This is a genomic window from Rhizobium grahamii (assembly GCF_009498215.1).
Lineage (GTDB): Bacteria > Pseudomonadota > Alphaproteobacteria > Rhizobiales > Rhizobiaceae > Rhizobium > Rhizobium grahamii_A.
On the sequence record NZ_CP043499.1, the window covers coordinates 92797 to 107132 of the forward strand.

Sequence of the window (14336 nt, forward strand, 5' to 3'; positions counted from 1 at the left end):
CCTAATTCAGTCCAGGCTTCGATGTCTGAGCGCGAGCGCGCCCTCCCGAAATCTATGTCGGATTTCCGTCTCGTCTATACCAGGAAGTGCCCGTTCTTCCATGAGAATTTGCCCATCGCAGATGGTGGTCACCACGTCGTCGGCACGCGCGGAGTAAACGAGCGCCGCCGCCTCGCCGTAGACGGGAAGGCAATGCGGCTTGTCGAGATCGACAATGATGACGTCGGCCTTCATGCCGGGTGCGAGCTTGCCGGTGTCGGGACGGTTCATCGCGGCTGCCGCCCCTGTTGTCGCCATTTCCAGGAGTTCGCCAGTCTTCAGAAACTCCACATCGTTGGTCTTGTCCTTGTGGATCATGCCGGCGAATTTCATCTCCTGGAACATGTCCAGGGAATTGTGGCTTGCAGGGCCGTCCGTTGCGAGGCCAACCGTCACACCCGCCTCGCGGACACTGCGCAGACGCAGCGTTCCCGAATTGAGCTTGGCATTGCAGCACGGGCAATGGGCGATCTTCGTTCCCGTTTCCGCCATGATGCGGATATCGTCGTCGTTGAGCTGGGTGCAGTGGGCAGCCGTCACGTCGGATCCAAGGAACCCGAGCGAATACACCCATTGCATCGGCGTCGTGCCGTAGGTCTCGCTGACGTAGGCGACCTCCTGCGGGCCTTCGGCGAGGTGGGTATGGATCACCACCTTATGGGCATCCGCCACCTCGCGGACCAGCTTGAACATTTCCGCTCCGCAGGAGTACGGAGAGTGCGGCGACAACCCCACATGGACACGATCATTGCCGGTCCGATGGTGCCGTGAGACCTTGTCGTCAAAACTGTGAAGCGCCTTCCAGGACCAGTCGGTGATCGGCGCATAAAGACCGCGATCGGCGAAACCGTAGCCGAGCGTGGCGCGCAGCGGCATCGTCTTCAACGCGGCGATCTGTGGCTCCACGCGATAGGCGTCAAAATGCTCGTTGAAGGTCGTGATGCCAGCCTTTGCCATTTCGACAAGCCCCATCAGGCTTGCCCAATAGAGCGTCTCTTCATCGAAATTGCGCTTCAGCTGCCACATCGTCTGCAGCCACTCGAACAGCTGGACATCCTCGAGCAGACCGCGCAGCAGCATGTTGGAGGCAATATGTGTGTGGCAGTTGACGAAACCCGGCATGACGACGCGACCCCGCGCGTCGATCAGCTTCCTTGCACCGTCCGTTGGGACCGAGGCTGCGGGACCCACGGCGGCAATGCTGTCGCCCGATATCGTCAGGCTACCGTTTTCGATCTTCTTCGCGCCGCCCATCGGCAGAATGGTGGCGTTGATGATGGCGATATCGGGTTGGCTCATGCGGTCAGGCTGCCATCGCCGTTGTGCCGTAGGTGATGCCCTTTTCCTTCAGCCAGCGGCGATAGGCGATGGAGCTTGCGTCGGCGCGCGTCGGGATCTCGGCGCGTGCTTCCATCGGCAGCAGCGAGGGGCGCTGGTTTTCCAGGATGATGCGGTCCTGCAGGAAGATCAGCTGCTGGAAATGCACGAGCTCCGTCGTGGTCGAGACATCGTCGATCAGGAACATGACTGGATGGGCGATGCAGCGATCGGGCTCGAGCGGCTGCACGAACAGGCAGATCACATCCGAGCGATTGGCGGAGTTCGGGCAGGTCTTGTAGAGCAGCGTCGTGAACGGCGTCATGACCCGGTAGATGTAATCCGTCATGATGCCGTCTGTGGCCGAAAGTGCCGCCTGCGGCTGGAAGAACTGGCAGTTGGTCGCCCAGACTTCATCGACGTCGCGACGGATCTCGGCGTTGTAGTGCATGACCTCAGTGTGTGGCTCGGCACCAAGGATGTCCGTGTGAACGAACGGGAAATGCGCCATGTCGAGAAAGTTCTCGATGATGCGAAGTCCGGAAGCGCGCACCATGACCGCACCGCAATTGACCACGCGGCGGTCCTCCTCGTCGGCCTCCGGCAGCGCAAACAGGCCACCCTTGGGCTCGCCGAGCGTTGCCCAGACAAGGCCGAAGCGCTTGATGATAGGAAGAGGTTCCGCGCGCCCATCTGCTGTTACGACCACAGTGCCGTCAGGTGACCTTTCCAGGACAAGATCGGTGCCGAGCAGACGTGTCGTCGAACGACCGAAGGCAATCTCCGTCTCGGTGCCGAGCGGATACCACTGGTCGAGGGCTGCCTTGTCTGAACATTGGCTCATGGGACGCTCGCTTTCATTGGTCATAGATACGATCCATCACAGTTTGGTGGCTTGCCAGCAATCCGTCCACATCCAAATGGCGGAACTGGCCATCGGCGATGATCTCGCGGCCGTTGATGAACGAATAGTCGACCTTGAACGGCCCGCACATCACAAGCGCCGCCAAGGGGTCGCGCTGGGTGCCGGAAAGACCGAGCTGGTTCAGCTTCACGGCGATGAAATCGGCGCTCATCCCGGGGGCGAGATAGCCGATATCGTCGCGACCGAGGATTCTGGCGCCACCGCGCGTTGCCATCGTCAGCGCCTCGCGGGCCGACAATGCCTTCGGCGTGCCGCCGAAGCCGCCGCGCCCGCCGGGCGTTTCGGAGAGATACTTGTTTGGCGCGACGCGCTGCAACATCATGGCAAGCCGGGCTTCCATGAACATGTTGGAGGTGTCGTTGGAGGCCGAACCGTCCACGCCAAGACCAACGTTGACACCCATGTCGAGCATTTCACGGATCTTGGCGATGCCCTGGCCGCAGCGCATGTTGGCGGAGGGGCAGTGCGCGACGCCGGTGCCGGTATCGGCAAACAGCCTGATCTCGTCCGATGTCATGAAGATCGAGTGTGCAAACCAGACGTCGGGGCCGAGCCAGCCGACGGACTCGGCAAATCCGACCGAGCGCATGCCGTAGACGTCATGGCAATAGTCCTCCTCGAAGAGGTCTTCGGCCAGATGTGAATGCAGGTGAACGCCCTTGTGGGCGCGAGCAAGGGCTGCCGCATCCTTCATCAGGCCCGGCGTGACCGAAAACGGCGAGCAGGGTGCAAGAATGATGCGGCTCATCGAATGACGCGTATTGTCATGATAGCTGTGGATCAGCCGCTCGGCGTCCTTGAGGATATCTTCTTCCTTCTCGACGCAATTGTCCGGCGGCAAACCACCCTGGCTCTGGCCACGCGACATGGCGCCGCGCGCGGCGTGGAAACGCAGTCCAAGATCCTTGGCGGCATCGATGGTTGCATCGAGCGTGCAGTTGTTCGGCAGGATGTAGAGGTGATCGGAGCTCGTCGTGCAGCCCGAGGCGATCAGCTCTGCCATGGCCACGCGGGCCGATACGCCGATCGCATGATCGTCGAGCGCCGACCAGATCGGGTAGAGCGTCTTCAGCCAGACCAGCAGCTCGTCGTCCTGCACCATGACGCGGGTAAGGTTCTGGTACATGTGGTGGTGGATATTCACCATGCCAGGCATGACGATATGGCCGGAGAGATCGAGCACGCGATCCGCCGACACGCCTTCGAGTTCCGCCATCGTGCCGACGGCTTCGATGACGTTGTCGCGCACGAGCAATGCGCCGTCCTTTATCTCGCGGGCGTCATCGTCGAAGGTCGCGAGGTAGGCAATGTTCGTTACAAGCAGGGTACTCATGGCATTTCCGGCATTTTATCGGAGGTCGCGATAGTAGGGCACCCCGATCGCGGCAGGCGCCGCCATGATCCGACGCATGCGCTGCCAGGCGAGCACTGGCACGATGATGAAGGCCATGGTGCCGAGGTAGGGCAGCATGGAGAGGAAGGCGGGCGCAATCGGCCAGCCGCGGGCCTGACCGACAAAACCGAGTGCGGTGATGAAGCCGAAAAGCAGGCCGGAGAGGACCGCTGGGATCGGCCGGTATCCGGCAAAGATGACTAGCGCGACGGCAATCCAGCCGCGACCGGCGACGACGCCGTCCGACCATGATGGCACGAAAGTGAGCGTCAGATACGCGCCTGCCCCGGCTGCCAGTGCCGAGCCGGCGGTGACATAGGCGAAGCGGATGAGATTGACCGGAATGCCGGCCGCATCGGCCGCGGCCGGGTTTTCACCCACCGCACGCAGATTGAGACCATGACGGGTACGGAACATGATGTAGCTCAGGCCGACCGGCAGGATGATGAAGATCAGGTACAGAAGGATGTTCTGCGAGAAGAAGGCCGGTCCGATGACCGGGATCTTGCTCAGGAGCGGCACCTCGATCGGCGCAAACGTTGCCCGCGCCGGCATGCCGGAATAGGCACGCCCGATCGTGGACGCGATGCCGCTGCCCATCAGCGTCAGCGCCAGGCCGCAGAGAACCTGGTTGGCGCGCAGGATGACCGTCGCAAATGCGAAAAGCGCACCGAACAGAGCGCCAACGCCGAGCGCCGCAAGGAAGCCGATCGTTGGCGAGGGAATGGCGGCAACGGTGGCAATGGCAGTGAGCGCGCCGAGCGCCATCAGTCCCTCGACGCCGAGATTGACGACGCCGACGCGTTCGGCAAGGACCTCACCGAGCGCTGCCAGCGCCAGGACACCGCCGGCCAGAAATGCTGTCGTGAAGAGGCCTGTCAAAAGATCCATGTCGCTCTCCTCAAGCCTTGTCGCGGGCGATCCGGTAATGGGCGAGTTCGTCGCCGATCGCCGTCAGGAACAGTATGAGGCCGGTGATCGCCAGCACCGTCGAGGTGGTCAGGCCCTGCGTCTGCAGGATGATGCCGGAGTTCAGGATGAAGGCCATGAGTGCCGCCGAGAAGATGACGCCGACTGCGGAGCTTCGCGCAAGAACGGCGACCATGATGCCGAGATAGCCGTAGTTGTTGGAGATGCCGCCCTGCAGACGATGCACCGTTCCGGCGATCTCCAGCATCCCGGCAAGACCGGCAATCGCGCCCGAAAGCAGCATGACGGTGATCAGGTGGCGGCGCACCGGCATGCCGGCATATTTGGCTGCCGACGGGTTGGAGCCGACGAGACGGACTTCATAACCCCAGCGCGAGAAGGCAAGCAGGCCGGCCACGAGCAAGGCGACGATAATTGCAATCGGCAGACCCCAATGGATCGAGCCCCAGAATTCCGGGATTTCGGCCGAAAGGCGCGGCGTCGCGGAGTTCGCCATCTTGTCACGCCAGGCATTGGTCGAGACGAAATAGACGAGCAGGATTGCCACAAAGTTCAGGAGCAGCGTGGTGATCAGTTCGTTGACGTTGGCGTAGGCGCGCGCCAGCGTCGGAACGAGGATCCAGACGGCGCCACCGATCAGGCCGGCGAAGAACATCAGCACGAGAATGAGAGCAGGCGGACCCGGCACGAAAAGGCCAACGGCTGCGGCCGCAAAGGCACCGGCGTAAAACTGGCCCTCGGCTCCGATGTTCCACGCACCGATCTGCTGGGCGACGGCGACCGACAGGCCGGTCATGATCAGCGGAATGACGAGAACGCCCAGATCCTCCATGCCGAAGCTGGAGCCGAAGCTCGCATCCACGACCTCGGAGGCAAGCTCGATCGGGTTGGCGCCGGTCATGGCGAGGATGAGGCCAGCGAAGACGAGCGCCAGAACGATGGCGGCGGCGCGGGCCGCAAGCGCGATACCGGGAGAAGCAGACGGCAGGCGCTGAACACGGAAGGAGCCTGCCATGCTATGCGACCTCGCGGGCCTGGGTACGGCCGCCCATCAGCAGGCCAATTTCGTCGATATCGGTCTTGTCGTTGTCGACGATTCCCATGATCTTTCCTTCATAAAGCACGGCAATGCGGTCGGAGAGGTTGAGCAGCTCTTCGAGTTCTTCGGAAATCAGAATGATGCCGGCGCCAGCATCGCGCAGTTCGACGATGTAGCGCAGCATCGTGTTGATGGCGCCGACATCGAGACCGCGGCTTGGATAGGCGGCGATGAGCACCTTGTCGGCGATGCGCATTTCGCGGCGGGCCACGAGGCGCTGCTGGTTGCCGCCGGACAGATTGCGGATCGGCATGGCGAAATCGGGAATGGCAACCTCTGCCGCCGACGCGATTTCCTTGGCGAGTGCCGTCGCCGCGCCCGGCTTGTAGCTGCCACCCGACGAGACCGGCGGCTTCTTGTATTCGCGCATCACCGCATTGACGGTGATACTGAGTGCCGGTGCCAAGCCGCTGTGCAGGCGATCTTCCGGAATGTGACCGATGCCGCTTTCGGCAAAGGCTGCCGCATTGCTCTTGTCGACCGGCTTGCCTGAAATCAGGATCCGTCCGGCGCTGACCGGGCGGATACCCGTCAGGACCTGGCTGAGTTCGCGCTGGCCGTTGCCGGCAACGCCTGCCACGCCCACGATCTCGCCGGCCCGGACATCGAGCGATATGCCGTGCAGCGCTTCGTTGCCGCCATCGCCAATCGCCGAGACGTTTTCGAGCGAAAGCACAGGCTGCGCCGACATCGGGGCCGCGCCTGCCGGTCGCTGGCGCATGTCGGCGAGCACGATATCGCGGCCGACCATCAGCTTGGCGAGCATGCGCGGGTTGCAATCGACCGTGTTTTCGGTGGCGATCTTGCGGCCGCCGCGCAGAATGCTGATGCGGTCGGATATCTCCAGCACTTCATCCAGCTTGTGGCTGATGAAGATGACGGCATTGCCGGTGGCCACGAATTCGCGCAGCGCCTTGAACAGTTCGCGCGCTTCGGCCGGCGTCAAAACGGCTGTCGGCTCGTCAAGGATGAGAACGCGTGCCTGCCTGGCGAGAACGCGCAGGATCTCGACGCGTTGCTGTTCGCCAGTTGACAGATCGCTGACGCGAGCGCTCGGGTGGGTCTTGAGATTGAATTTCTGGGCCAGGGCGGCGGTCCGCTGTTCCAGCACCTGCGCAGAGGCGCGGCGCGGCGTTTCCGACCAGCCGAGATGGATGTTCTCCGCAACCGTGAAGGCCTGCACGAGTTTGAAATGCTGGTGAACCATGCCGATGCCAGCGGCAATCGCCTGCAGCGGCGTTGCGAATTCCTTTGCGTAGCCGTCGATGATGATTTCGCCCGCGTCCGCCTGGTAGATGCCGGTCAGGATGTTCATCAGCGTCGATTTCCCGGCGCCGTTCTCACCCAGTAGTGCATGGATTTCGCCGGGCATGACCTCCAGATCGACATTCTCGTTGGCGATGACGCCTGGAAAGTACTTCGCGATGCCCTTCAGCTGGACGAGAGGCGGGGTGCCCGGAGAGGGCGAATAACGGGTCGCATTTTCAGTCATGGAATGGCACCGGAGCGTGAAGGCGGGGAGCCCGGCCGATCCTGGACGGCCGGGCTCTTGGCTTGGGAGGCCAGATTTAGGAGGTGAGGCCGGTGACACCCTCGACCGACCAATCCCAGTTGTAGAGTTCGAGTTCGGTCATCGTCTGGCCGGCCGCGACACGCACCTTGCCGGTGGAGTCCTTCAGTTCGCCGGTGAACGGCGACCAGCCACCCATGATCTTCTCGCGGACAGCGTCGGCGGCTGCGGCAACGTCGGCCGGAACCTTCTCGCCCCACTTGTCGCGATCGACGCCCGCGCCCATCGCAAACAGCTGCTCGCTCGGCGCCCAGGTGCCGGCAAGACGCTTGCCGACCTGATCGACGTAGAACTTGGTGAAGTCGATCAGGATCGACGAGACGTAGGAGTTCGGGCCGTAGCGACGGATGTCGGTGTTCCACATGGCCGCCCAGACGCCGCGCTTTTCCGCGACCTGCAGATAGCCGGCTTCGTCCATGATGCCGAACAGGAAGTCGCAGCCATTGTCGATCAGCGCCGTACCGGCCTGCGTTGCCGCCTGCGGGTCGAACCAGGAGTTGATGACGATCGTCTGAACCGTTGCATTCGGGTTGACGGTGCGCGCGCCCATCAGGAAGGCATTGGTCGACGCGTAGACGGAAGCAACCGGGAAGGAGGCGACATAGCCGAGCTTGCCGGTCTTCGACAGATGACCCGCGGCAACGCCGAGGACATAAGTCGGATACCAGTGGGCAAGGTAGTACCAGCCGAGATTGTCCATCGTAATGTGGCCGTTGCACTCCATGAAGGCCACATCCGTCGCGCGCTTGACCACCTCATGCAGGAAGTCGCCGTTCGAGGAGGTGTCGAAGATCATGTTCGCGCCTTCGGAGACGAACTGGCGATAGGTGCGCGTGGCGTCGGCGGAATAGGGGATGTTTTCGACTTCGAGGATCTTCTTGAGCTTCGGATAGGCTTCCTTGACGGCCAGCAGGCCCTGATGGTGCGCCCATGTCCAGCCTTCGTCGGAGATCGGCCCGACGTGCCCGAAGCCGATGACGGCGTCTTCCTCCTTGATCGCCGGCAGCGGCGAGGCGGCAAGAGCCTGGCGGGCGAGGCCGGCCGGCAGCATCACTGCCGCTGCACCGGCAGCGCTCATGTTCAGAAATCCGCGGCGGGAAAGCGTACGCAAGTCAATCATGTGATCCCCTTCTGGTTTTGACGCGGATGGCCGCGCTTATGATCTGTGACCGTTCGGCCCTGGTAATTCCAACGCAACAATTATGCCAACTGCCTCGCTGCTGCCGGAAACCCTGTTCGGGCCTGCCGACCGCCACGCGCTGATCGAGCCGAGCGCGATCCGGAAGGACCCTCCAATTGGCGTCCCCGCAGGTCTTCTAAAGCGGGCGGCGACCGGACGGAGGGAGACTGACAAATCAGAACTGTTCGGAATAGAGCGAATCTCCGGATCAACCCGGTGCGTAAAAGGCAACAAGAGACGCCGCGAAGTGACTTGAATTCCGACGCAGACAATGCCTAAAATGCACAAAAGTAAAGCATGCATAAAAAATATGCAAACAGATGTAAATTGAGGCGCGGAATGATGCGGTTGCAGGCGGTGAACAGACAATGTCCGGGATAGTTCAGACGGCGCGCTTTACCTTCCGGGGTCAGATGGTGCCGGCAAGCTTCAGAGAATTTGCGCTTCACCGCGCCGGCAGGCTGGATCTCGAAATCGAGGTCGAAGCCTGCGAGGTGGTGAGCGCTCGCGTTTCGGTCAGGGGTCAGGAAGACCTCGTCGACGCCTTCGAGATGGCCTGCAGTCTCGGGCCTTACGACTGCATCATTCTGGATATTGAGCGGGTAACCGCGTGAACAGGAGCAAACTATGAAGTTGAACGAGGGGTGGGTCCCGGTCGCGCTATCGTCGTCGATCGAAGCCGGAACGTCGGCGGGTGCCGTTGTCGAAGGGAGCGAGATCGTCGTGTGGCGCGACAACAGCGGTCACGCGCATGTCTGGGAGGACCGTTGTCCGCATCGCGGCATGCGACTGAGCTTCGGTTTCGTGCGTGGCGATCACATCGCCTGTCTGTACCATGGCTGGCAGTACGATACCGCCGGCCAGTGCCGATACATCCCCGCCCATCCGGCCCTCGATGTCCCGGAGACAATCAAGGTGCCGATCTATCGGGCGCGCGAACAGTACGGAATCATCTGGGCAACAACGTCTGCGGACGTCCCACTGCTCGACATCGACGCCTCGTCCGGCATCACGCCAGTCAGAAGCCTCTATGTCGACCGGCCAGTTGACGAAGTGAAGGCTTCGTTTCTGGCGGATGGCATGACCCTGGTTGCGGACCAGGTCGGTCGTCTGATTGCCGGGAGCGACACGCTGCTGCTGGCGTTTCAGTCCACGGCATCAGGCAAGAGCGCCGTGCACATCGTTCTGCTCGGATCGCCGGACGTCAACGGCGGAGCACTGCAGAAGCATTACGCGCAATGGTCCGAAACCACCCGCGCCCGCCTTGAAGAGCAGACGGCTCGCGTCGTGGAGATCGCCTGATGCCCGAAATTACGCTTTACGACTACGAGTTGGATGAATCCGGTTACCGGGCGCGCCTGTTGCTCTCCATGCTCGGCCTGACATGGAAGACGCGTGCCGTCGATATGTTCCCGGGGCAGGAGCACAAGAAGCCGGCCCTGCTTTCGCTGAACCCGCTCGGCGCGCTGCCCATCCTGCAGGATGGTGACCTCGTGCTTTATGGTGCCAGCGCGATCCTTCTCTACCTGGCCAAGGCGTACGATACCGAAAAGCGCTTCCTGCCGGACGATGCGGCGGGGTTTGGTGCGGTCTGCAAGTGGCTGGGCTTCAGCGATACCGCACTTGCGCCCGCGATCCAGGCGCGGCTGCAGGCACTCTTCAACACCGCTGGAGAAGAGGCCACGCAACGAGCGCAGGCGCGGAAGGCCTTCCGTATCATGGACGATCACATGACCGCCCGGCACTTCGACGGCAAGGAATGGTTTGTGGGGAACGCACCGACGCTGGCCGACCTCTCGCTGTTTCCTTCATTCGCGCTGAGCCGAGACTACGGCATCGATCACGATGAGTATCCTGCATTGCGGCGCTGGATCCGGCGTTTTCGAGCCATCGAGGGCTTCAATACAATGCCCGGAATTCCCGACTATCATTGATTTCAGACTGGAGTTTTCATGAGCACTTTAAATCGCTTTTCCGTAAAGCCGCTGTCGACGCTGACGCGGACCCTGGCGGACGTCGCCTTCGGTCGACGCGATCCGGATCTTGTCATTCAGGGCGCCAGGGTCCTGTCCACCTACTCAGAGCGCATTCTTGCCGACAAGGAAGTCTGGGTTTCAAACGGGCGCATCGCAGCCGTCAAACCATCGGGCAGCTACAAGAGCGGCGCTGCGCGACTCTATGATGCGCGCGGTGGTATTATCGCGCCGGGCCTTGTCGATCCTCACATCCATATCGAATCCAGCATGGTCACTGCCTGCGCCTATGCGGAGGCGGCATTGCTCAACGGAACGACGACGATCTTTTGCGACAGCCACGAGATTGGCAACGTCATGGACGTCGCGGGCGTCGAGGCGATGCTCGAGGATGCGCGCCATGCGCCCTTGTCGATCTTCCTTACCGTCCCGAGCACCGTTCCGGCAACATCGCCGGCATTGGAAACCGCAGGTGGTGACCTGACGCCGGAGAAGATCGCGGCGCTCTTTGACAACTGGCCGGAAGCCGTTGCTCTTGGGGAGAAGATGGATTTCGTGCAGGTCGCTATGGGTGACGAGCGCAGCCACGCAATTCTCGCCGCGGCCCTCAGCCGTGGGCGGCCGGTTTCGGGCCATGTCTACGGCCGTGAGTTCGTCGCGGCATACGCAGCGTCCGGTGTCACCGACACGCATGAGGCAATCGATCGGGAGATCGCCGACGATCTTCTCGAAGCCGGCATATGGCTGTTCCTCCGTGGCGGTCCACCAACGACGCCATGGCACAGCCTGCCGCACGCGATCAAGACGATCACTGAGCTTGGCGCCTCTCACAAACGCATCGCGGTTTGCACCGACGACCGCGACGCCGATGACCTCCTTCAGTTCGGGCTGGACTGGGTAACCCGCGAGGCTATCATGGCCGGCATGAAACCGGAGCAGGCCTGGGCGATGGGCTCCCTCCACGGAGCGACACGGTTTGGAATGGAAAATGAGATCGGCGGGCTTGGCGGGGGACGCCGCGCCGACCTCGTTCTGCTCAACGATGATCTGGTGCCGGTGAATACCTGGTACGGCGGTGAACTGGTCGTCGAGCAGCGCAAGGTCACACCCGTTCTGGAAGAGGCGCTCTCGAAGCCCTACCGGTATCCCGAGGCCGCTTATCATACCGTCAAGCTGCCGAAGTCCCTGAAGCTGACACCCGATCTGCCGACGGAAACGGTGGTTGCCCATACCATCAAGACCGAACTCCCCGGCATCACGCTCGGCCATGTCACCGTCACGCTGGAACCTGCCAACGACTGGCAAACCCATTTCGACCGGCACGATCTATGCTTCGTGACTGTCGTCGAGAGGCACGGCAAGTCGACGGGCAATGTGGCGCACGGTCTGTTGAACAGCTTCGGGCTCGAGAAGGGCGCCGTCGCTTCCTCTGTCGGCCATGACAGCCACAACATCATCATCGCAGGCACGAACGAGAGCGACATGCAGATCGCACTCAAGGCCATCGAGGAAAAGCAGGGCGGCGTTTGCGTCGTCATGGACGGCAAGGTGACCGCGATGGTGCCGCTTCCGGTCGCCGGTCTGCTTTCCGACAAGCGTGTGCACGAGGTGGCCGAAGAGGTGAAGGCACTGAAGGTCGAGTGGGAAAAAGCCGGCTGCACGATTGCCTACATGGGCTTCAACCTCATCCCGCTGTCGGTCATCCCCGAGATCCGCATCACCGACAAGGGGCTTGTGCTGGTGCCGGAGATGGGGCTGCAACAACTGTTCGAGACCATCTGATGGATCCATACCGCCTGGGCCTTGTCGCGACCCGCATCCACTACTTTCAGCTGGTCGCCAGACTTGGCTCCATCCGCCAAGCGGCCCAGGCGCTCAACGTTGCTCCCTCCTCGGTCAGCCGGATTCTCCGCCAGCTCGAGGAGGAACTGGGCACGCCGCTGTTCGAGCGTGTTCGTCAGCGCCTGAAACTGACAAGCGCCGGCGAGCTGATGCTGTACCACGCGCGCCTCAGCCTCTCGGAGCTAAACCGCGCCTGCAGCGAAATCAACGATCTGCACGGCCTCCATCGTGGCACTGTGTCGGTGGCCGTGATCGAAAGTGTTGCGCGTGGGATCATGCCGCGTGCCCTACAGGAGTTCTGGCAACGGCATCCCGGCATAACCGTCAACGTCAGGGTGATGGGGTCGCAGCAAGCTGCGAACGCCGTTTCGGAGGGGGAGTGCGACCTCGCCCTCGTCTTCGACGTGAAGGTCCCGCGCAATGTTCGCCGGATCGCAACCGTGTCGTTGCCCCTCGGCGTGCTCGCCTTGCCGGAGAGCCGGTTCGCCGAGAAGAAGGAAATCAGGCTTTTCGACCTCGCCGGCGAACAGGTGATCCTTTCGGACGCCAGTCTGACCCTTGGGAGCTGGATCGAAGAGGCCTTCAGCCGCCAGCTTGTCGACCTGAACCACCGCGCGAGAACCAATTCGATCGGGCTGATGGTCGATCTCGCGAAGCGAAACCTCGGCACGGTGTTGCAGACCCGGATCGGGATCGAACAGGAAATCGCCGAAGGAAGCCTGAAATTCGTGCCGTTGCGCGATCCGAAGCTGAATGCCCGCAAGCTCATGCTGCTGTCGCGCTCTGAAAAGGAAATGTCTGACGCATCAGCCGCGCTTGGCAAGTTGCTAGGGCAATCGATCGATCGCCCCGATAACGATTAGATGTTGCCTTTTACGCACCACTTAGATCGAAAATGAACGACTATTCGAAACAACTGGGGTTTGACATTTTTGGCGCAAACGAGGGCGCAACATGAAAAAATCCGCAGTGGATGCCGTCATCAGAGGCTTGAAGAAAGCCGGTGTCAGCATCGTTTGTTATCTTCCAGACTCGCTTTTCAAGGAACTGTACCCGGCACTCGATGCCGATCCTGATATCCGTACCATTCGTGTCACGAATGAGGGCGAGGGGGCTGCCATCTGTGGTGGTGTGTTCCTGTCCGGAAAGCGCGCCGCGCTGATCATGGAGAACTCAGGATTGCGCGCATCCGTCGAGCCGCTTGCCCGCATGGGCCTTGGCGCCGGCATCCCTGTCGTCATGCTGATGAGCTACCGCGGCGAGCTTGGCGAAAACAACTGGTGGGCAATACCGCACGGCATCACAATGGAACCGGTGCTGGATGCGCTGCGCATTCCGTATCGTGTCGTTCGCGAGGAAGACGCCATCGAGCAGTCGATTGCCGACGCTTACAACTGGTCCTACGCCGCCTACTACCATTCGGCCATCGCCCTTGGCGGGGAGATCGTTCGATGAAGCGCTTTGACTGCATGAAATCCTTTGCCGCGAGGTTGAAGGACGAACTGGTCATCCTGTCGCTCGGCGGCAGCGTCGACGAGTGGTACAACGCCGCGCCGCATATGCGCGAGGCAAGCCTGTTCCAGCAGCAGCTGGGTTGCGTAACGCCACAGGCCTTTGGGCTCGCCGCCGGCCTGCCGCACCGCCGTATTGTCTCGCTCGATACGGATGGCGGGATGATGTTCAATCTCGGAATTCTGGCGACGCTCGGAAACGAACAGCCGGAAAATCTGTTTGTCGTTGTGTGGGATAACGAAAGCTATCAATCGATCGGTGGGCCGCCGACGCACACCGCCTTCGGCCGCGTCGACATAGCGGCTATCGCGCGTGGTTGCGGCATCGAGAATGCCTATACTGCGCGAACCGTCGAGGAGTTCGATGCGCATTGCGCGGCCGGGCTTGCGGCTAAGGTGCCCTACGTCGTCGTTGCAAAGGTCTCGGGCAGCGTCCAGCCCGACATCAAGCGCAAGCACAGCGATGGGCGTGAAGACAAATACATCTTCGTGCGCCATGTCGAGGCCACCGAAGGCATCGTCATCATGGGTCCGAGCGAGCACAACTAGGACTCATG

Annotated in this window: 14 protein-coding genes; 7 read left to right on the forward strand and 7 right to left on the reverse strand. The window is 61.7% G+C overall.

Annotated elements, in window-relative coordinates:
• Positions 1–6: 6 nt before the first annotated feature.
• The 7 genes from FZ934_RS19380 to FZ934_RS19410 form a co-directional block, all read right to left on the reverse strand.
• Complete coding sequence (locus tag FZ934_RS19380) at positions 7–1338, reverse strand: amidohydrolase family protein (RefSeq protein WP_246737978.1); 1332 nt, start codon at positions 1336–1338, stop codon at positions 7–9.
• A 4-nt stretch (positions 1339–1342) separates the two neighbouring features.
• Positions 1343–2200 (reverse strand): aromatic ring-hydroxylating oxygenase subunit alpha, encoded by an 858-nt coding sequence (locus tag FZ934_RS19385; RefSeq protein WP_153272570.1) that lies wholly within the window; start codon positions 2198–2200, stop codon positions 1343–1345.
• Positions 2201–2213: 13 nt separating this feature from the next.
• Positions 2214–3614: an 8-oxoguanine deaminase gene (locus FZ934_RS19390; protein ID WP_153272571.1), complete on the reverse strand. Its 1401-nt coding sequence runs from the start codon at positions 3612–3614 to the stop codon at positions 2214–2216.
• Between the two features lie 15 nt (positions 3615–3629).
• Positions 3630–4565, reverse strand: a complete 936-nt coding sequence (locus tag FZ934_RS19395; RefSeq protein WP_153272572.1) for an ABC transporter permease — start codon at positions 4563–4565, stop codon at positions 3630–3632.
• 10 nt (positions 4566–4575) lie between these two features.
• Positions 4576–5619 (reverse strand): ABC transporter permease, encoded by a 1044-nt coding sequence (locus FZ934_RS19400; protein WP_153272573.1) that lies wholly within the window; start codon positions 5617–5619, stop codon positions 4576–4578.
• A 1-nt stretch (position 5620) separates the two neighbouring features.
• Positions 5621–7195, reverse strand: coding sequence for an ABC transporter ATP-binding protein (locus FZ934_RS19405; RefSeq protein ID WP_153272574.1), 1575 nt, complete (start codon positions 7193–7195; stop codon positions 5621–5623).
• Positions 7196–7271: 76 nt separating this feature from the next.
• Positions 7272–8393, reverse strand: coding sequence for a BMP family ABC transporter substrate-binding protein (locus FZ934_RS19410; protein WP_153272575.1), 1122 nt, complete (start codon positions 8391–8393; stop codon positions 7272–7274).
• A gap of 428 nt (positions 8394–8821) precedes the next feature.
• On the opposite strand from FZ934_RS19410, the gene FZ934_RS19415 reads away from it, so the two are divergent.
• The 7 genes from FZ934_RS19415 (at position 8822) to FZ934_RS19445 (ending at position 14328) form a co-directional block, all read left to right on the forward strand.
• The gene (locus FZ934_RS19415) at positions 8822–9067 is read left to right on the forward strand and encodes a hypothetical protein (protein WP_246737979.1); all 246 of its coding nucleotides are present in this window, start codon (positions 8822–8824) and stop codon (positions 9065–9067) included.
• A 13-nt stretch (positions 9068–9080) separates the two neighbouring features.
• The gene (locus FZ934_RS19420) at positions 9081–9755 is read left to right on the forward strand and encodes a Rieske (2Fe-2S) protein (RefSeq protein WP_153272576.1); all 675 of its coding nucleotides are present in this window, start codon (positions 9081–9083) and stop codon (positions 9753–9755) included.
• Positions 9755–10387 carry a glutathione S-transferase family protein gene (locus tag FZ934_RS19425; protein ID WP_153272577.1) on the forward strand — a complete coding sequence of 211 codons (633 nt, stop codon included), beginning with the start codon at positions 9755–9757 and terminating at the stop codon, positions 10385–10387. Before FZ934_RS19420 ends, FZ934_RS19425 begins: the two co-directional genes overlap by 1 nt.
• An 18-nt stretch (positions 10388–10405) precedes the next feature.
• Entirely contained in the window at positions 10406–12208 is a 1803-nt protein-coding gene (locus FZ934_RS19430) for an adenine deaminase (protein ID WP_153272578.1), read from the forward strand.
• Entirely contained in the window at positions 12208–13131 is a 924-nt protein-coding gene (locus FZ934_RS19435; RefSeq protein ID WP_153272579.1) for a LysR family transcriptional regulator, read from the forward strand. Before FZ934_RS19430 ends, FZ934_RS19435 begins: the two co-directional genes overlap by 1 nt.
• 91 nt (positions 13132–13222) lie before the next feature.
• Positions 13223–13723, forward strand: a complete 501-nt coding sequence (locus tag FZ934_RS19440) for a thiamine pyrophosphate-binding protein (protein ID WP_113359597.1) — start codon at positions 13223–13225, stop codon at positions 13721–13723.
• Positions 13720–14328 carry a thiamine pyrophosphate-dependent enzyme gene (locus tag FZ934_RS19445; protein ID WP_153272580.1) on the forward strand — a complete coding sequence of 203 codons (609 nt, stop codon included), beginning with the start codon at positions 13720–13722 and terminating at the stop codon, positions 14326–14328. Before FZ934_RS19440 ends, FZ934_RS19445 begins: the two co-directional genes overlap by 4 nt.
• Positions 14329–14336: the final 8 nt, after the last annotated feature.